The sequence below is a fragment of the Curtobacterium sp. NPDC088465 genome (assembly GCF_044753165.1).
Taxonomy (GTDB): domain Bacteria; phylum Actinomycetota; class Actinomycetes; order Actinomycetales; family Microbacteriaceae; genus Curtobacterium.
This window is the reverse complement of the sequence record NZ_JBIVMR010000001.1, coordinates 186,369-202,937: the sequence shown is the minus strand read 5'-3', so window position 1 is coordinate 202,937 and position 16,569 is coordinate 186,369. Positions and strand designations below refer to the sequence as shown.

Below are 16,569 nucleotides of genomic sequence, written 5' to 3'. Positions count from 1 at the left end.
CCGCCCGCTCGCGGCGCGAGCGGTCCGGATCGACGTGGACCGTGCCTCCCGGTCGGTCCGTGAGCGGGCGGAACCCGCACTCGCGATCCGGAATGACGGCAGGATCCGCCCGCTGGCGACCGGGCTGTCCCTGCAGTGTCGCGTCGTGCCTCCCGGTCGGCCGTTCCAGGCGGGCGGGCGGAATCGTCGATCGGGCGACCACCACGGCGCGCCTTCCGCCCGCTCGCACTCGCGCGGTGCCCTCACCACCGGTCTGGAGGCTCGTCCCGCGTCCGCCGGTCCGCTCCGGCCCGTCATCCGGTTGGCCAGCGGGCGGAACCGGTCGGGCGGACCGCTCGGCCCGTCCTCCGGTTGCCCAGTGGGCGGAAGCGGTCGGGCGGACGGCGCCGGCCCGGCGCATCCTGCCCGCTCGCGCGGCTCGCGCGGCCTGCCGAGCGCACTCGGCCCCGAGGGCCCCCAGTGCGCCCGAGGGGTCCACCCCTGGATCTCCATCCACTCGCCCACGCGCGTCCGCACATGACGAACGGGCGAGACCCGCGACCGGACCGGAGTCCCGACCGCAGCCCTCGCCCGCAGCGAAGCGCACCGAGCGCGAGCAGGCTCATCGCCCACCCGCGCTCGCACCGAGCGCGAGCGGGCTCATCGCCCACCCGCGCTCGCACCGAGCGCGAGCGGGCTCACCGCCCACCCGCGCTCGTGTCGACTCAGACCATCTCGCCCGCCGAGATCGCCTCTGCCTCGACACGCTCCGGCTCGGCCCCGTCGTCGACCCGCCGCAGCACCTTGGTGGTCAGCACCACGACCACGAACGCGACCGCCACCGAGACCCCGGCGAACACGTAGGCCGCCGACGGCGAGAACGAGTCGGCGAGCAGCGTCGCGACGGGCGGGGCGATCGCACCGCCGATGAAGCGCACCGCGGAGTACGCGCTCGATGCCACCGAGCGGGGGAGGTCCGTCGCCTCCATCACGCACTCGGTGAGCACCGTGTTGAGGACACCGAGCACGAGGCCGCCGATGACCACGCAGATGATGAGCCCGGCCTGCGAGGTCACGACGACCGCCGCGGCGAACAGGTCGAGGGCGAGGAGCGGCAGCGCGATCTTCAGCACGGTCGTGCGGCGCATGCGCGCGGTCAGCATCGGGGCGACCCACACGGAGGTGATCGCGAGCCCGACACCCCACCCGAAGAAGGTGAAACCGATGCCGAGTGCGCCGAAGCCGAGCGGGAACGGCGTGTACGCGAGCAGCACGAAGAAGCCGATGTTGTAGAAGAGCGCGGTCACCGCGAGGGCCGCGAGCGCCGGCTGTCCGAGGGCGCGGAACGGTGCCGAGAGCTTCGTCGGCGTGGGCTTCTCGAGTCCGGAGGTCTTGAGCAGCGCGACGACGGCGATGAACGCGATCGCCATCAGGGTGGTGACGCCGAAGAAGGGACCGCGCCAGCTCACCGACCCGAGCAGTCCGCCGACCAGGGGCCCGACGGCGATGCCGAGGCCGAGCGCTGCCTCGTAGAGGATGATCGCCGACGCGGTGCCGCCGGACGCTGCACCGACGATGGTCGCGAGTGCGGTGGAGATGAAGAGCGCGTTGCCGAGACCCCAACCGGCGCGGAAGCCGATGATGTTCCAGACGCTGCCCGAGGTCGCTGCGAGCACCGAGAAGACCACGATGAGCGCGAGCCCGATGAGCAGGGTGTTCTTCGCACCGATGCGGCTCGACACCCAGCTGGTGAAGAACATGGCGACGCCGGTGACCGCGAGGTAGCTCGTGAAGAGCAGTTCGGTCTGCGCGGCGGTGGCGTGCAGCGACGTCGCGATCGCGGGGAGGATCGGGTCGACCAGGCCGATGCCCATGAAGGCGACGACGCAGGCGAACGCGATCGCCCAGACGGCGGACGACTGCTTGAGGATGCTGCCGGACGCAGCGGGTGCGTGGGCGTTCACGCGTGGATCTCCGTTCTGGTGGGGTTCGTGGTGGTGCGCGAGGCGATGATGGCGGCGGCGTCGCGCAGGACGTCCCAGTCGTCGTCGTCGAGGTCGGCGAAGACCGGCCCGACGGAGTCGGCGATCGTCGCGCGCCAGGTGGCGAGCCGCTCGCGCCCCGCATCGGTGAGCTCGATGAGCTGCCCGCGTGAGTCGTCGGGGTCGACGGTGCGCGAGAGCAGACCGTCGGCGAGCATGCCGGCGACGATCCGGGTCATCGTGGGTTGTGCCACACGGGACGCGGCGGCGAGCTCACCGAGGCGCAGCGGCTGCTCGGTCTCGAGGATGCCGAGCGTGCGCCAGACCGCGGCCGAGGTGGCGTCGCCGGAGGCCTGCGCCGCAGCACGGACCAAGCGGTTGACCGAGATGATCAGCGTCTCCAGCGCCTGCGCCCGCGATGCTTCCATGTCTGAACTATATAGCGGTGCTATACATCCGTCAACAGGGCACCCCTGGTAGAAGGGACGCATGAGCGACATCACCATCCACGAGGGCGACGAGTACACCGCGATCTTCCACGGCGGTCCCTTCGACGGCACGACCGACACCCGCACCGCCACGAGCGACGCGGTCGACGACGAGGTCACGGTGTACGCGGACGTCGAGGGCCTGCAGACGGCCTTCGCCTACAAGGCCACCAAGACCCGTCAGGTGCTCGACCAGACCTCGGTCGAGTACGAGTACGACGCCGCGGACTCCGACCCGGTCGACGACCTGCAGGACCGCGGGGACCGCAGCGGCGAGTTCGACCGGGAGTAGATCGCGCGCCGCGCACGTTGCACCGTCCCGTGCAGCTCGACCTCTGGACCTCCGCCTTCTGCGCCCCGTGCGCAGCCGCCCGCCGTGTGAGCGGTGAGGCAGCGGCGCTCGTCCCCGGGCTCCGGGTCACCGAACGCGACGTCGCGGCACACCCTGACACTGCAGAGGACCTCGGTATCCGTTCGACCCCCACGATCATCGTGCGTCGGGACGACGGTGCCGAGGTCTTCCGTTCGCCGGGCGTCCCCTCACGGGACCAGCTGCTGGTGGCGGTCGCGAAGGCGCTCTGAGCGGACCCGGTCGGGAGGCACGGGGTACGTCCGCCTCGTCCGGTCACCGTGCAGGCGTGCTCGGCCAGGAGGCGCGGTGCATGTCCGCCACGTCGGTCGCGCCGGCAGCGCGTGCCCTCACGCGAGCGGGCGTTCCCTGCTGTCCGGCGGTGCTGCGCGGACCGTTTCCGCCCGCTCGGTGCGCCGGTCGTCCGGGCTGCCGGGCTTCTCCGCGCGAGCGGGCGTTCCCTGCTGACCGGCGGTGCTGCGCGGACCGTTTCCGCCCGCTCGGTGCGCCGGTCGTCCGGGCTGACCGGTGCGACCCCGGCGGGCGGGCTCTTCGTGCTCACCGGCGGCACGCGCCGCACCCCTTCCGCCCGCTCGGGACTAACGGAGCAGTCGGGCGCGATCGCCGAGCACCGGCCTCGTGCGTGGCAGTGCAGCGCCCCGACGACCGACGGCGGTAGAATCGTCGCCGCTCGCCTCCGTAGCTCAGTGGATAGAGCAGGTGGTTTCTACCCTCCGTGTCGCGGGTTCGATTCCTGCCGGGGGCACACGCGACGAGAGGCCGCCATCCGTCGGGATGGCGGCCTCTCGTCGAACGGGGGAGGTCTCAGTCGTCCTCGGCTGCTCGGCGTCGCAGCTCGCTCGCGCTGATGGGCTGGGTGTACGGCGAGGCGTCGTCGTCCTCTCGAGCACCCGGCGTCGCGTTCGCCGCCCCGGGCCGGTCGAGCCCGGTCGCTGACGCTGCGGCACGATTCACGTGGGCGTCAGCCGACGTCGGGCTCGCGACCCGGGGCGCGGAGGTCGGCCGGTCGTCGGAGCGGGCATCACCGCCACGATCGGTCACGTCGACCTCGCCGGAGTCCGAGGAGTCGTCGCTGCGAGAGCCGAGGTCGTTCCGAGCGCTCGGAGTCGTGCCGTTGCCCGGACGCGCCGACGCGATCGGCGACCCGAGCGGAGGGCGGACCGGCGTGCCGTCGAGCTGGACCGTCTCGCGGTCGCCGTAGGGGCGCGTCCGGTTGTCGGCAGCACCTCGGACGTCGTCGATGGGGGTGGTGGCGTCCTGGTCGACCGCCGGCGCAACGGTCGGACCCGAGGTGCGGCCCGCCGACGTCGCGGCCGCAGGGGAACCGACGGGAGACTGCTGCGGCGCAGGACGGAGCGAGGTGGTGGTCGGCGTCGGGCGCGACGGGGCCGTGCCGGCGTCTGCCTCGGCCGAACGTTGCTGCTGCTGACCGGCGTTCCAGTCCTGCTGGCGGGCGATGAGGTCGGCGTCGGGGTCCGGGGAGTCGAACTTCCAGCGTTCGAGATCGGCCTTGAACAGCTTCTTCGCGCGTCCTGGCTTGCCGTTCCACTCGAGCAGACGGTCGCGGAGTTCGCCGAGCGACTGGTCCGCCTGCGAGGTGAAGGTCGAGGAGTTCCGCTTGATGTCGGCGATCTCGTGCTGCACCCAGTCGGCGGCCAGCGGAGCACCGCTCACCGGCAGGAGGCGCAGCCGCACGTCGGCGTCCTCGGCGAGGTGGTCGGCGTAGGCACGTTCCTCGTGTCCGAGTGCTCCCCAGCGTGAGGCCTTGCGCGCCGCGGTGACCACGCCCGCCACCGCTGCGTTCCGGCTCTCGCGGTCGTGGAGCGCGACGACGCGCTTCGTTGCCGCGCGTCCGATCAGCGCGGCGATCACTCCGGCGACGACGATCGCGACGAAGGGGATGATCGCGCCGGACAGCACGCGCCATCCCTCGTCGGATGCCGTCCAGTCGGTCAGGTCGTTCCACCAGTCCATGGGCGAACCCTACGCAGCGTGCGACGCAGAACCGCGGAGGTCGGACGGCGTTCCGTCGAGCCGGGCTGCGCTCCGTCGAGCCGGGCTGCGCTCCGTCGATCGGGGCGGCGTTCGCTCACGCGCAGCGGTGTTCCTTCGAGCGGCGCGGTCGAAGTGCGCGGGCGGCTGGTCAGCCCCAGCGCAGGCAGTCGACGGCGTCGTCCGCCGACCACACGTTCGGCAGCTCGACGAACCGTCGCTCGACCGCCACGTAGCGACGGGCGCGGTAGGCCGTGCCGCCCGCGACGTCCACGCGGTCGACGTACCCGACGATCTCGCCGTTGGTGCGGGTGACCCGGCTGAGGTCGTCCCGCACGTCGAGCACGCGCAGGTCGCCACGGCTGCGTGCGACCGGCGTGGAACGGATCCGGAACGCTGGTTCGGTGCTGGTCTGCACGGGTGCCTCCTGCTGGTTCGTCGTGGTCTTCGTTGCCTCGACGGTACGGCTGACCACCGACACTCCACGGCCGTGCAGTGGCGTCAGGGGAGCGCTCACGGCGAGGGCGATGCTGTGCAGGAGACGTACCCCGGCCCCGTGTTCCGTGAGCGCAGGAGGGTACGGTGGCGCGCATGACGACGTTCGTGCTCGCAGGTGGATGCTTCTGGTGCCTCGACGCGGTGTACCGCACGTTGCAGGGTGTGCAGGACGTGGTGTCGGGCTACACCGGCGGCGTGGTCGAGGACCCGACGTACGAAGCGGTCTGCACCGGTGCGACCGGTCACGCCGAGGCGGTCGCGGTGACCTTCGACGAGTCGGTCATCCCCGCCGACGTCGTCCTCGACGTCTTCTTCACGCTCCACGACCCGCGGCAGCTGAACCGCCAGGGCGCGGACGTCGGCACCCAGTACCGCTCGGCGATGTTCCCGGCGGACGACGAGCAGCGAGCGCTGTTCGAGCACGCGGTGCAGCGCGCTGCGGACATCTGGGACGGCGGGATCGTGACGACGATCGAGCCGCTCGGTACGTTCTTCCGTGCGGAGGAGCACCACCAGGACTTCTTCGCGAAGAACCCCGGTCAGGGCTACTGCCTCGCGGTCGCGCTGCCCAAGGTGAACAAGGTCCGCAAGGCCTACAGTCAGTACATCCTGGCGTCCTGAGGCACGGACGTCGGGGCCACGAGGAGGTGGTCGAACGATGATGGACAACACCGGGACCTGGGTGGCCGTCGGTCCGGCGGGCGCGGTCGGGAGCATCCGCCGCGCGTCGGACGGCTTCCACGTCGAGCTCTACGGTCGACGGGGCCGAGGCGGGACCTACCCGTCGCTGGAGACCGCGAAGGGTGCGGTCCACGCGGCGCTCGGGCCTCTCGCCGACCGACCCGAGTTCCGCGCGCACTGACCCGCCAGCCCGGAGGTTCGGGGGAGTCTTCCTCCACAGCCCACCTCGACGAGTCGGCTGCTCACAGATCGAGCCCCGGGTCGCAAGTGCGGCCCGGGGCTCGCAGACGATCGAGTCATGAACGACACGATCACCGTCTGCGGCATCGTCGCGACCGAACCCCGGCACCTCGTCACCGACACCGGCATCGCCATCTCGAGCATGCGCCTGGCGTCCCCCTCCCGTCGTTGGGACCGCAGCACGTCGTCATGGACGAACGGTCCGACGAACTGGTACACGGTCACCGCCTTCCGGTCCCTCGCGGCGAACGTCCACAAGTCGCTGAAGAAGGGCGATCGCATCCTCGTGACCGGACGCGTCCGGATCCGCACCTGGGAGCGTGACGGACGGAACGGGACCGCGGTCGAGATCGACGCCGACGGCATCGGGCACGACCTCGCCTGGGGCATCAGCAACTGGATCCGCGTCCCGCGGCACGTCGGCGACTCCAACGCGGGTCCCGGGGTGCCGCCGGGGGTGCCGACGGTGGACCCGGACACCGGCGAGGTGACGGGCACGGTGCCCGAGGACGACCACGCGACGCCCGTGCTCGGCGGGGACGGCGACGATGCGCTGCCCGGGGCAGCAGACGGGACCGTGCTGGCGCGCCACGGCGTCCGGGACGGCGGCGTCCTGCGCGACGGCATCCCGGGCGACGGCGTCGCGCACGGCGGCGACCCGGGCGACAGCGGCGCGCGGGCAGCCGGAGGGGTCGCCCCGGTCGTGCCCGGATCCCGAGAGCCCGAGCCGGGAGCAGACGCCGACGCCGACGCCCGTGCCGTCGCATGAGTCGTCGCACGGTTCATCACCGGGACCGTCGGCGGCGCACGACAACCGCACCCTGCCCATGCCGGCCGTCCCGGCGCGAGGCACACGCGTCCTGCCGGTGCCGGCCGCCTCGGCGCGCGCCCCACCGTGGTCCTGTCGGCGCCGCCGACCCGCGAGCCCTGCGCCGCGGCGCAGGGGGGAGCGGTGACGTGCCCGGGTCAGTAGACTTGCGCCGATATGGCTGAGTACATCTACCAGATGGTCCGCGCCCGCAAGACGGTCGGCGACAAGCTGATCCTCGACGACGTCACGATGTCGTTCATCCCCGGCGCCAAGATCGGCGTCGTGGGGCCGAACGGCGCGGGCAAGTCGACGATCCTGAAGATCATGGCGGGTCTCGACCAGCCGTCCAACGGCGAGGCGAAGCTCACGCCGGGCTTCTCCGTCGGCATCCTCATGCAGGAGCCCGAGCTCGACGAGTCCAAGACCGTGCTCGAGAACGTCCAGATGGGCGTCGGTGCGATCAAGGGCAAGCTCGACCGCTTCAACGAGATCTCCGCGCTGATGGCGGAGCCGGACGCCGACTTCGACGCCCTCCTGGCCGAGATGGGCACCCTGCAGGAGGAGATCGACGCGGCCGACGCGTGGGACCTCGACTCCCAGCTCGAGCAGGCCATGGACGCGCTGCAGTGCCCGCCGGCTGACGCGCAGATCGCCAACCTCTCGGGTGGCGAGAAGCGCCGCGTGGCGCTCTGCAAGCTGCTCCTCGAGAAGCCCGACCTGCTCCTCCTCGACGAGCCCACCAACCACCTCGACGCCGAGTCCGTGCTGTGGCTCGAGCAGCACCTGTCGAAGTACCCCGGTGCAGTGCTCGCCGTCACGCACGACCGGTACTTCCTCGACCACGTCGCACAGTGGATCGCCGAGGTCGACCGCGGCCGCCTGTACCCGTACGAGGGCAACTACTCGACCTACCTCGAGAAGAAGCGCGAGCGTCTCGAGGTCCAGGGCAAGAAGGACGCCAAGCTCGCCAAGCGTCTGTCCAGCGAACTCGAGTGGGTCCGGAGCAACTCGAAGGGCCGCCAGGCGAAGTCGAAGGCCCGTCTCGCCCGGTACGAGGAGATGGCTGCCGAGGCCGAGCGCACGCGGAAGCTCGACTTCGAGGAGATCGTCATCCCCGTGGGCCCGCGTCTGGGCTCGCAGGTGATCGACGCCGAGAAGCTCCAGAAGCAGTTCGGTGAGCGCGTCATCATCGACGGCCTGTCCTTCACGCTGCCCCGCAACGGCATCGTCGGGGTCATCGGCCCGAACGGCGTCGGCAAGACCACGCTGTTCAAGACCATCGTCGGCCTCGAGCCGCTCGACGGCGGCCAGCTGCGGATCGGCGACACGGTGGACATCTCGTACGTCGACCAGAGCCGCGGCGGCATCGACCCGAACAAGAACCTGTGGGAGGTCGTCTCCGACGGCCTGGACTTCATCCAGGTCGGCAAGACCGAGATCCCGTCCCGCGCCTACGTCTCGCAGTTCGGGTTCAAGGGCCCGGACCAGCAGAAGAAGGCCGGTGTGCTCTCCGGTGGTGAGCGGAACCGCCTGAACCTGGCGCTCACGCTCAAGCAGGGCGGCAACCTCCTGCTCCTCGACGAGCCGACCAACGACCTCGACGTCGAGACCCTCGGCAGCCTCGAGAACGCCCTGCTCGAGTTCCCCGGCTGTGCCGTGGTCATCACCCACGACCGGTGGTTCCTCGACCGCATCGCGACGCACATCCTCGCGTGGGAGGGCGTGAACGAGGACGGCACCCCGAACTGGTACTGGTTCGAGGGCAACTTCGAGGCCTACGAGGAGAACAAGGTCGTGCGCCTCGGCCCGGACGCGAACAAGCCCGGTCGCTCGACGTACCGCAAGCTCACCCGCGACTGACCCGTGGCGAGGCTGCACGCTCCCGTCCGCATCCGGTGGAGCGACATCGACGCGTACGGCCACGTCAACAACTCCGCGATGCTGCGCCTCCTCGAGGAGGCGCGCATCGCGGGGTTCTGGGGCCACGACCCCGCCGACGTCGCGCCGGAGGACGACCTGCCGGACCCGATCATCGACGGCCGGCCCGGCTCCGGGACGATGACGGTCATCGCTGCACAACGTCTCGAGTACCTCGCATCGATCCCGTACCTGCGCCGGCCCCTCGACGTGCAGATGTGGATCGGACGCATCGGTGGCGCGAGCATCGACGTGTCGTACGAGATCTGGTCACCCGTCGGTGTCGAGCCGCAGGTGCTCTACACGCGCGCCACGACCGCCCTGGTGATGGTCGACGCGGCCTCGAACCGGCCTCGGCGCCTGTCCGAGGCCGAGCGCGCCGCCTGTGCGCCGTTCGTCGAAGCGCCCGTGCAGTTCTCCCGCCCGTAGCGGCGGGACCCCCGGCGCAGTTCTCGAGCCCGTAGCCGGCTGGACCGCCGGCGCAGTTCTCGAGCCCGTGGCGGCCAGGACGGGCGGCACCGTGTGTCCGCCAGGAGCGGGCAGGGCAGCCGTCAGCGCGGCACGCGCAGCATCCCCTCCTGCGCCACCGAGGCCAGCAGCCGACCGTCGCGCGCGAACATCCGCCCGAACGCCAGTCCCCGGCCGCCCTGGGCGCTCGGGGACTCCTGTGCGTACAGGACCCAGTCGTCGGCACGGCCGTCGCGGTGCCACCACATCGCGTGGTCGAGGCTCGCGCTCTTCACTCCCGGCGTGCCCCAGGCGACGCCGTGCCGCCGCATGATCGGCTCCAGGATCGACATGTCGCTCGCGTAGCCGAGCACGGCCCGGTGCAGCGACGGGTCCTCCGGCAGGTCACCGTCGACGCGGAACCACACCGCCTGGTGCGGGACGCGCTCGCCCTGTACGTCGACGAACACCGGGCCCTCGACGTGCCGCAGGTCGATCGAGCGTTCCGCCCAGGCCTGCGCCACGGGGTGGTCGATCGCGGACAGGATCGACGCAGCCGAGGGCAACGACTCGGGATCGGGGGTACCGACGGGGAACGGGTCCTGGTGCTCGAGTCCGTCGTCCGGTCGCTGGAAGGAGGCGATCATCGAGAAGATCGGCACACCGCGTTGGTAGGCCTGGACACGGCGCGTGGCGAACGAGCGGCCGTCGTGGATGCGCTCGACGGCGAAGGTGATGGGCACGTCGATGTCACCGGGACGCAGGAAGTACCCGTGCATCGAGTGGATGTCGCGGTCCTCGATCGTGTGCTGCGCGGCAACGATGCACTGCGCGAGCACCTGTCCGCCGAAGACCCGGCCGCCGGGCGACCAGTGGCTGGCACCGGTGAGGATCGTCTCGCCCGTGCTCGCGCCGGTGTCCTGCAGGCGGAGGGTGCTGAGGAAGTCGGGTTCGCCGTTCACCCCCGCAGTCTACGAACCCGTCGCCGGTAGGATCGGTGTCGACATGGGCACCTCGTTCACGCTTCCCGACGCCGCTTCGCTCGGCGACCTCCGCACCTACCTCGGACGCGCTGCCCGGATCGAGGACGGCTCCGTGCGGCTCATCGCCGACTCCGGCGTCCTCGCCGTCTACGCCGCGATCCTCTACCCGGTCGGGCTCCTCGACGAGCTGCCGACCGTGCTCGGTCTCCGCACCTTCTCGCTGACCGAGCCAGCGACGATCGACGCGGTCGTCCCGCTCGCCTCCCTGCGGGAGCGGCTCCGTGTGCTGGCCGAGGAACAGGACGCCGCCGGTGCCGACGGTGCCGACCCGACGCGACCGACCCCGATCGAGGTCGGGCTGCCGCACGAGGTGAACACCGTGACGTGGGCCGCGATCTCGCCGCCCCGCGGGGGATGGGTGCCGCTGCCCGATGTCTCGCCGGAGCTGCTCCGCCGCGCTGCCCGCGACGGGATCGCCGAGGTCGCGGACGCCGTCCCGTCGAACGCCGGTGACGCCATCGTCCGCCGCATCCGCGCCGAGGTCTGGGGCCGTCCCGTCCCCGGGATCGAGCACGTCCCCGCAGCAGCCGGGTTCGCGGGGGAGAGCCTCGGCTTCCTCGGGCACGATCCGGTCCGGCTGTTCGAGACCGGCCCCTGGAGCCGCTTGACGACGTCGCGCGGGCACATCCTGGTGAAGCGACGCGCCTGGAGCCTCGACCACTAGTGCCGCCGCGGCACTGCCGATCCCTGCACGGTCGCGCACGAGCCCTCGTCCGTCCACACCTCCGACGGGCACCCGGTCAACGCCGTGAGCGGCATGGTTGGGTTGCGTCATGCACGTCTTCCTCACCGGCGCATCCGGGTACATCGGGTCATCAGTCCTCCGCGCACTCCTCGCCCACGGGCACCAGGTCACCGCGGTCGTCCGTTCCGACCAGAAGGCGCAGGCGGTCCGTGACGCCGGCGGCCAGGCGGTCGTCGGCGACCTGTCGGACACCGAGCTCGTGCGCCGACTCGCGCACGAGAGCGATGCCGTCGTCCACACCGCGTCGGCCGAGTCGGTGGACCCGGACTTCACGGCGACGGTGACCGAGGCGTTCTCGGGGACGTCGAAGCCGTTCGTGCACACGGGCGGCATCTTCACGTTCGGCGACTCGACCGACATCTCGGAGCAGTCGCCCGTCGACCCGCCGGAGCTCACGGCGTGGCGCGCCCCGATCGAGGCGCGGGTTCGCGCGAGCGACGCACGGACGACGATCGTCGCACCGGGCATCGTGTACGGCCGTGGCGCGGGCATCCCGGCGATGTTCGTCGGCGACGGGGAGCACGAGGTCCGGCTGGTGGGCGACGGGTCACAGCGGTGGACGACGGTGCACGTCGACGACCTCGGCGAACTGTACGTCCTCGCCGTGCAGCGCGGGGAGCAGGACGGCTACGTCGTCGCCGCGACCGGTGACAACCCGACCGTGCGCGAGATCGCCGAAGCGGGCGCGCACGGGTCGCCGGTCGTCGCCGAGAGTGCCGACGACAGTCGGGAGCGGCTCGGTCGCGCGTACGCGGACGCCCTGCTGCTGCACCAGGAGGCGTCGGGCGCGCACGCGCGCGCCGCCTTCGGCTGGAACCCGACCCGACCGACACTGGTCGAGGACCTCGCCAGCGGGTCCTCCGCCCGCTGAACCCAGGTGCGGGGCGGACGGGAGGCCCGTGGCGGCCCCGCCACGGGCCTCCCGTCCGCGTCCCGCCCGGCAGCGACCGCCACAGGACGAACCCGCTGTCCGGCTCGGCATCGAGCGGACCAGCCGGACACCGAGCGGACCGGCCGGATACCGAGCGGACCGGCCGGCTACCGAGCGGACCGGCCGGCTACCGAGCGGACCGGCCCGGGTTCGAGCGGACCGGCTCGGCATCGAGCGGCGAGGACGCTCAGTCGAACGTGTTCGTCATCGCGTGTGCCGCCCGGTCGAGGTACGCCCACAGTTCGGCCTCGTCGAGGGGCGCCAACCCCAGCGACTCGACGGCCTCGTGCATGTGGTGGAGCCAGCGTTCCCGGGCTTCGGAGGTGATGCGGAACGGGTTGTGGCGCATCCGAAGCCGGGGGTGCCCGCGCTCTTCGCTGTACGTGCCGGGGCCGCCCCAGTACTGCTGCAGGAACGCCGACAGCCGCCAGATCGCACCGTCGAGATCGTCAGCCGGGTACATCGGCCAGATGACCTCGTCCTGCTGCACCCCCTCGTAGAAGCGTCGGACCAGCCGGTCGAAGGTGGGAGCACCGCCGATGCGTTCGTACAGGGAGCCGGTCGCGCTGGCGCCGTGCTCGCCGACGCGGAGCGTGATCGGCTGCGCCGGTACGCCGCCCCGGTCCGGAGGGGTGAGGTCGCTCACTGGTGGTCCTTCCCGGGGTCCTGGCCGCGGCCGGTGTCGTCGGTGCGGATCGCCCGTCCGAACAGGTTCCCACGCTTCCCACCGCGCGACTTCGTCGGTGCGGGCGTCGGCTGCGTCCGGACCGACCGGAGGCCGTTGATCGAGGTGGCGTTCTCCCACCCCTCGGGCATGATCATCGCCATGGCGGGCAGTGTGACGCCGAGCTCGTCGACGGCGCGCTTCAGCCGCACGCGCATCTCGCGCCCGACGACGTCGAGCTCGGACGCGCGGGTCTTGACGACGAGACGGAACACCATCCCGGCGTCGGAGATCGACTGGAGACCCCAGATCTCCGGCTTCTCGACGATCCGCTGACGCCAGCGCGGCTCCTGGGACATCGTCACCGCGGCACGGAGGAGGGCGTCCTGCACGGCGTCGATGTCGGTGTCGTACGGGACGGTGATGTCGACCAGCACGCGCGACCAGCCCTGGGAAAGGTTGCCGACGCGCAGGATCTGCCCGTTCGGGACGAACCACAGGATGCCGTTCACGTCGCGGATCTGCATGACGCGGAGTCCCACGTTCTCGACCACGCCGGTGGCCTGCCCGGTGTCGACGACGTCCCCGACGCCGGCCTGGTCCTCGAGGATCATGAAGACGCCGGAGAGCAGGTCCTTCACGATGCTCTGCGCACCGACGGCGAGGCCCGCGGCGATCAGCGAGGCGCCACCGACGATCCCGACGGCCGCGCCCTGCCACACGGCGGTGACGATGACGATCAGCGCGATGACCACGACGACGACGGTCGCCAGGTTCTCGAGCACACTGCCGAGGGTCCGGGTCCGTTGCACGACGCGGGCGGTCTGCACCGGCGAGGCGATGAGCGCCTGGGTGTCGTCGACGTTCTGGCGGCGCTTCGCCCCGTTGACCACCTGGTCGACGACGCCCTTGATCACGCGCCGGAGGATCAGCCGCAGGACGATCGCCGCGATCACCGTGATGACGATCGTGATCGGTGCTTGCCAGGTGTCGACGAACTGGGTGAATGCGTTCGACGCCCACTTCGAGACGTCGTCGGTCGTGTTCGCTGCCGAGTTCATCATCCGGACGATGCTAGAGGGCGAGGCCTCGGCGACCCTTGAGGATCACCGAGGCCCCGCCCCTGCACTGCCGTCGGACGACGATCAGGCGTCGGCCGCCTGGACCCGCAGCGCGCGCTCGGTACCCGCGAGGTTCTCGGACACGATGCGGCGGAGCGCCGGGGTCTCCGGGTGTGCCTCGAGCCACGCGTTCGCGGCGTCGCGGAGCTCGACCGACGCGAGCGGCGCCGGGTAGAGGCCGCTGACGATCGTGTCGGCGATGTGGTAGCTCCGCTCGGCCCAGATGCGGGTCAGCACGTCGAAGTACCGCGACACGAGCCCCTCGAGGACGACCGGGCTGTTGGTGTGCTGGAAGCCGACGGTCGTCTGGCGGACGATGGCGTTCGGCGCCTCGGACGAGTCGACGAGCGACGAGAACGCCGCGAGCTTGCCCTCGGCGGTCGGGATCGTCGCCCGCGCCCGCGCGGCGGCCTGCTCGCCCGAGGCCGTCTTGTCGGCGGCGAGCTCGGCGTCGACCTCGGCGTCACCGGCAGCACCTGCGAGGACGAGGCCCTCGAGCAGCTCCCAGCGCAGGTCGGTGTCGATCTCCAGGCCCTGCAGTGTGACGGACCCGTCGCGCAGGCCCTGCAGGGTCGTGACGTGCTCCGGCGTCGAGGCGATCTGCGCGAAGAACTTCACGAACTGGAACTGGGCGTCGGACCCGGCCTCGGCCGAGGAGGCCAGCTGCCAGAGGGTGTCGCCCACGGTGCGGACGGTGGCGTCGACCTTCGCCGGTGCCACGTAGCTCCGGGCGGTCAGCAGCAGCTGCGAGAGCGTGGTGCGGATCGTCGTCGACTCGGTCTCGGTCGCGATGTTGCCGAGCACCAGGCGGACGTAGTCGCTCGCGGGCGACTCGGCGTCGCGCGTAGCGTCCCACATCGCGCCCCAGACGATGGAGCGGGCGAGCGGGTTCGCGATCGCGGCGAGGTGCTCGATCGCGGTGCGGCGGGACTGCTCGTCGAGACGGATCTTGGCGTACGCCAGGTCGTCGTCGTTGAGGAGCACGAGGTCGCCGCGGTGCACGCCGACGAGCTCGGGGACCTCGGTGCGGGCACCGTCGACGTCGATCTCGACGCGGTGCGTGCGCTCGAGCTTGCCGCCGCCCGACGCGGTGTCGGCACCGAAGGGCGCCGACTCGTCCGTCGTGAAGCCGTAGACGCCGATCGCCAGGCGGTGCGGGCGGAGCGTCGGGTGGTCGGCCGGAGCCTCCTGCAGCACGGCGAAGGACGTGATCACGCCGGACTCGTCGACCTCGATCTCGGGGCGCAGCGTGTTCACGCCGGCGGTCTCGAGCCACAGCTGCGACCACTCGGACAGGTCGCGGCCGCTGGTCGCCTCGAGCTCGACGAGCAGGTCGCGGAGCTCGGTGTTGCCGTGGTGGTGCTTCGTGAAGTAGGCCGAGACGCCCGCGAAGAACGCGTCGATGCCGACCCACGCCACGAGCTGCTTGAGGACGGAACCGCCCTTGGCGTAGGTGATGCCGTCGAAGTTGACCTGGACGTCCTCGAGGTCGTTGATCGTCGCGACGATCGGGTGCGTCGAGGGGAGCTGGTCCTGGCGGTAGGCCCAGGACTTCTCCATCGCCTGGAAGGTGGTCCACGCCTCGGTCCACTCGGTGGCCTCGGCGGTGGCGATGGTCGACGCCCACTCGGCGAACGACTCGTTCAGCCACAGGTCGTTCCACCACTTCATGGTGACGAGGTCGCCGAACCACATGTGCGCGAGCTCGTGCAGGATCGTGACGACCCGGCGCTCCTTGATGGCGTCGGTGACCTTCGAGCGGAAGACGTAGGTCTCGGTGAAGGTCACGCAGCCCGCGTTCTCCATCGCGCCGGCGTTGAACTCCGGCACGAAGAGCTGGTCGTACTTCTCGAACGGGTACGGGACGTCGAACTTCTCCTCGTAGTAGGCGAAGCCCTTCTTGGTCGTCTCGAACACGTACTCGGGGTCGAGGTACTCGGCGAGCGAGCGCCGCGCGAAGACGCCGAGCGGGATGGTCCGACCGTCGCGGCTCGTGAGCTCGTCGCGGACGACCTCGTACGGGCCGGCGACGAGCGCGGTGATGTAGCTCGAGATCGTCGCGGTCGGGCTGAACGCCCACGTGGCGATCTCGCCGTCGACGTGGGGCTCGGGCGTCGGGGAGTTCGAGACGACCTGCCAGCGCGACGGTGCCGTGACGGTGAAGGAGAACTCGGCCTTGAGGTCGGGCTGCTCGAACACCGCGAACATCCGGCGCGAGTCCGGGACCTCGAACTGGGAGTACAGGTAGACCTCGTCGTCGACCGGGTCGACGAAGCGGTGCAGGCCCTCGCCCGTGTTCGTGTACATCGCGTCGGCGACGACCACGAGCTCGTTCTGCTCCTGCAGGTCGTCGAGCTGGATGCGCACGCCGTCGTTCACCGCGGCGACGTCGAGCGCCGAGCCGTTCAGGGTGATCGAGTGCACGGTCTTCGTGATCGCGTCGATGAAGGTCGAGGCGCCGGGCGTCGCGGTGAACCGGACGCGCGTGGTGCTGCCGAAGGTCTCGGCCCCGCGGGTCAGGTCCAGCTCGACGTCGTACGTCTGCACGTCGACGATCGCGGCGCGTTCCTGGGCTTCGGTTCTGGTGAGGTTCTCTCCGGGCACGGACGCTCCAACTTCGCTTGCGGCGCGGACGATCGATGTCCGCGGTGAGGGGATCC

17 protein-coding genes and 1 tRNA gene are annotated in these 16,569 nt (G+C 71.2%); 10 read left to right on the top strand and 8 right to left on the bottom strand.

Annotated features, from left to right (window positions below):
* Positions 1-704: 704 nt before the first annotated feature.
* The gene (locus tag ACIP6W_RS00920) at positions 705-1,943 is read right to left on the bottom strand and encodes an MFS transporter (RefSeq protein WP_066653039.1); all 1,239 of its coding nucleotides are present in this window, start codon (positions 1,941-1,943) and stop codon (positions 705-707) included.
* The gene (locus ACIP6W_RS00915) at positions 1,940-2,389 is read right to left on the bottom strand and encodes a MarR family winged helix-turn-helix transcriptional regulator (protein WP_251159836.1); all 450 of its coding nucleotides are present in this window, start codon (positions 2,387-2,389) and stop codon (positions 1,940-1,942) included. The genes ACIP6W_RS00920 and ACIP6W_RS00915 overlap by 4 nt, the downstream gene beginning before the upstream one ends.
* A 61-nt stretch (positions 2,390-2,450) precedes the next feature.
* On the opposite strand from ACIP6W_RS00915, the gene ACIP6W_RS00910 reads away from it, so the two are divergent.
* The 3 genes from ACIP6W_RS00910 (at position 2,451) to ACIP6W_RS00900 (ending at position 3,564) form a co-directional block, all read left to right on the top strand.
* The gene (locus ACIP6W_RS00910) at positions 2,451-2,741 is read left to right on the top strand and encodes a hypothetical protein (RefSeq protein ID WP_066653044.1); all 291 of its coding nucleotides are present in this window, start codon (positions 2,451-2,453) and stop codon (positions 2,739-2,741) included.
* 29 nt (positions 2,742-2,770) lie between these two features.
* Positions 2,771-3,031, top strand: a complete 261-nt coding sequence (locus ACIP6W_RS00905) for a co-chaperone YbbN (RefSeq protein WP_066653047.1) — start codon at positions 2,771-2,773, stop codon at positions 3,029-3,031.
* A 460-nt stretch (positions 3,032-3,491) separates the two neighbouring features.
* Positions 3,492-3,564 (top strand) — tRNA-Arg (locus ACIP6W_RS00900).
* Between the two features lie 59 nt (positions 3,565-3,623).
* Here ACIP6W_RS00900 and ACIP6W_RS00895 read toward each other — a convergent pair.
* Together ACIP6W_RS00895 and ACIP6W_RS00890 are read right to left on the bottom strand one after the other, a co-directional pair.
* A complete protein-coding gene (locus ACIP6W_RS00895; RefSeq protein ID WP_400427702.1) occupies positions 3,624-4,793 on the bottom strand; it encodes a hypothetical protein in 1,170 nt (389 codons plus the stop codon).
* Positions 4,794-4,962: 169 nt separating this feature from the next.
* On the bottom strand, positions 4,963-5,328 hold the full coding sequence (locus ACIP6W_RS00890) for a hypothetical protein (RefSeq protein ID WP_209683505.1): 366 nt from the start codon (positions 5,326-5,328) through the stop codon (positions 4,963-4,965).
* A gap of 74 nt (positions 5,329-5,402) precedes the next feature.
* On the opposite strand from ACIP6W_RS00890, the gene msrA reads away from it, so the two are divergent.
* From msrA to ACIP6W_RS00865, 5 genes are all read left to right on the top strand, one after another.
* The gene (gene msrA, locus ACIP6W_RS00885; protein WP_066653055.1) at positions 5,403-5,930 is read left to right on the top strand and encodes a peptide-methionine (S)-S-oxide reductase MsrA; all 528 of its coding nucleotides are present in this window, start codon (positions 5,403-5,405) and stop codon (positions 5,928-5,930) included.
* Between the two features lie 37 nt (positions 5,931-5,967).
* Positions 5,968-6,171 carry a hypothetical protein gene (locus tag ACIP6W_RS00880; RefSeq protein WP_081984725.1) on the top strand — a complete coding sequence of 68 codons (204 nt, stop codon included), beginning with the start codon at positions 5,968-5,970 and terminating at the stop codon, positions 6,169-6,171.
* A 117-nt stretch (positions 6,172-6,288) separates the two neighbouring features.
* The gene (locus ACIP6W_RS00875) at positions 6,289-6,999 is read left to right on the top strand and encodes a single-stranded DNA-binding protein (protein ID WP_251154762.1); all 711 of its coding nucleotides are present in this window, start codon (positions 6,289-6,291) and stop codon (positions 6,997-6,999) included.
* Between the two features lie 216 nt (positions 7,000-7,215).
* Positions 7,216-8,901, top strand: coding sequence for an energy-dependent translational throttle protein EttA (ettA, locus tag ACIP6W_RS00870; RefSeq protein ID WP_400427699.1), 1,686 nt, complete (start codon positions 7,216-7,218; stop codon positions 8,899-8,901).
* A gap of 3 nt (positions 8,902-8,904) precedes the next feature.
* On the top strand, positions 8,905-9,387 hold the full coding sequence (locus tag ACIP6W_RS00865; protein WP_251154763.1) for a thioesterase family protein: 483 nt from the start codon (positions 8,905-8,907) through the stop codon (positions 9,385-9,387).
* 122 nt (positions 9,388-9,509) lie between these two features.
* Here the strand turns inward: ACIP6W_RS00865 and ACIP6W_RS00860 are convergent, their stop codons facing one another.
* Complete coding sequence (locus ACIP6W_RS00860; RefSeq protein ID WP_209683497.1) at positions 9,510-10,367, bottom strand: acyl-CoA thioesterase II; 858 nt, start codon at positions 10,365-10,367, stop codon at positions 9,510-9,512.
* A gap of 43 nt (positions 10,368-10,410) precedes the next feature.
* On the opposite strand from ACIP6W_RS00860, the gene ACIP6W_RS00855 reads away from it, so the two are divergent.
* Together ACIP6W_RS00855 and ACIP6W_RS00850 are read left to right on the top strand one after the other, a co-directional pair.
* Positions 10,411-11,112, top strand: coding sequence for a hypothetical protein (locus tag ACIP6W_RS00855; RefSeq protein ID WP_271825956.1), 702 nt, complete (start codon positions 10,411-10,413; stop codon positions 11,110-11,112).
* A gap of 109 nt (positions 11,113-11,221) precedes the next feature.
* A complete protein-coding gene (locus ACIP6W_RS00850) occupies positions 11,222-12,064 on the top strand; it encodes an NAD(P)H-binding protein (RefSeq protein ID WP_066653078.1) in 843 nt (280 codons plus the stop codon).
* Positions 12,065-12,311: 247 nt separating this feature from the next.
* On the opposite strand, the gene ACIP6W_RS00845 is transcribed toward ACIP6W_RS00850, so the two are convergent.
* From ACIP6W_RS00845 to pepN, 3 genes are all read right to left on the bottom strand, one after another.
* Entirely contained in the window at positions 12,312-12,722 is a 411-nt protein-coding gene (locus ACIP6W_RS00845) for a globin (RefSeq protein WP_066657907.1), read from the bottom strand.
* Positions 12,723-12,766: 44 nt separating this feature from the next.
* Positions 12,767-13,852, bottom strand: coding sequence for a mechanosensitive ion channel family protein (locus ACIP6W_RS00840; RefSeq protein ID WP_245171570.1), 1,086 nt, complete (start codon positions 13,850-13,852; stop codon positions 12,767-12,769).
* Between the two features lie 81 nt (positions 13,853-13,933).
* Positions 13,934-16,513 (bottom strand): aminopeptidase N, encoded by a 2,580-nt coding sequence (pepN, locus tag ACIP6W_RS00835; RefSeq protein WP_400427696.1) that lies wholly within the window; start codon positions 16,511-16,513, stop codon positions 13,934-13,936.
* Positions 16,514-16,569: the final 56 nt, after the last annotated feature.

What these genes read in the sequence shown, in the direction of transcription:
- ACIP6W_RS00915 (WP_251159836.1), bottom strand. Translation starts at nt 2,389, where the DNA reads ATGGAAGCATCGCGGGCGCAGGCGCTGGAGACGCTGATCATCTCGGTC.
- ACIP6W_RS00910 (WP_066653044.1), top strand. Translation starts at nt 2,451, where the DNA reads ATGAGCGACATCACCATCCACGAGGGCGACGAGTACACCGCGATCTTC.
- ACIP6W_RS00895 (WP_400427702.1), bottom strand. Translation starts at nt 4,793, where the DNA reads ATGGACTGGTGGAACGACCTGACCGACTGGACGGCATCCGACGAGGGA.
- msrA (WP_066653055.1), top strand. Translation starts at nt 5,403, where the DNA reads ATGACGACGTTCGTGCTCGCAGGTGGATGCTTCTGGTGCCTCGACGCG.
- ACIP6W_RS00880 (WP_081984725.1), top strand. Translation starts at nt 5,968, where the DNA reads ATGATGGACAACACCGGGACCTGGGTGGCCGTCGGTCCGGCGGGCGCG.
- ACIP6W_RS00875 (WP_251154762.1), top strand. Translation starts at nt 6,289, where the DNA reads ATGAACGACACGATCACCGTCTGCGGCATCGTCGCGACCGAACCCCGG.
- ettA (WP_400427699.1), top strand. Translation starts at nt 7,216, where the DNA reads ATGGCTGAGTACATCTACCAGATGGTCCGCGCCCGCAAGACGGTCGGC.
- ACIP6W_RS00855 (WP_271825956.1), top strand. Translation starts at nt 10,411, where the DNA reads ATGGGCACCTCGTTCACGCTTCCCGACGCCGCTTCGCTCGGCGACCTC.
- ACIP6W_RS00850 (WP_066653078.1), top strand. Translation starts at nt 11,222, where the DNA reads ATGCACGTCTTCCTCACCGGCGCATCCGGGTACATCGGGTCATCAGTC.
- ACIP6W_RS00840 (WP_245171570.1), bottom strand. Translation starts at nt 13,852, where the DNA reads ATGATGAACTCGGCAGCGAACACGACCGACGACGTCTCGAAGTGGGCG.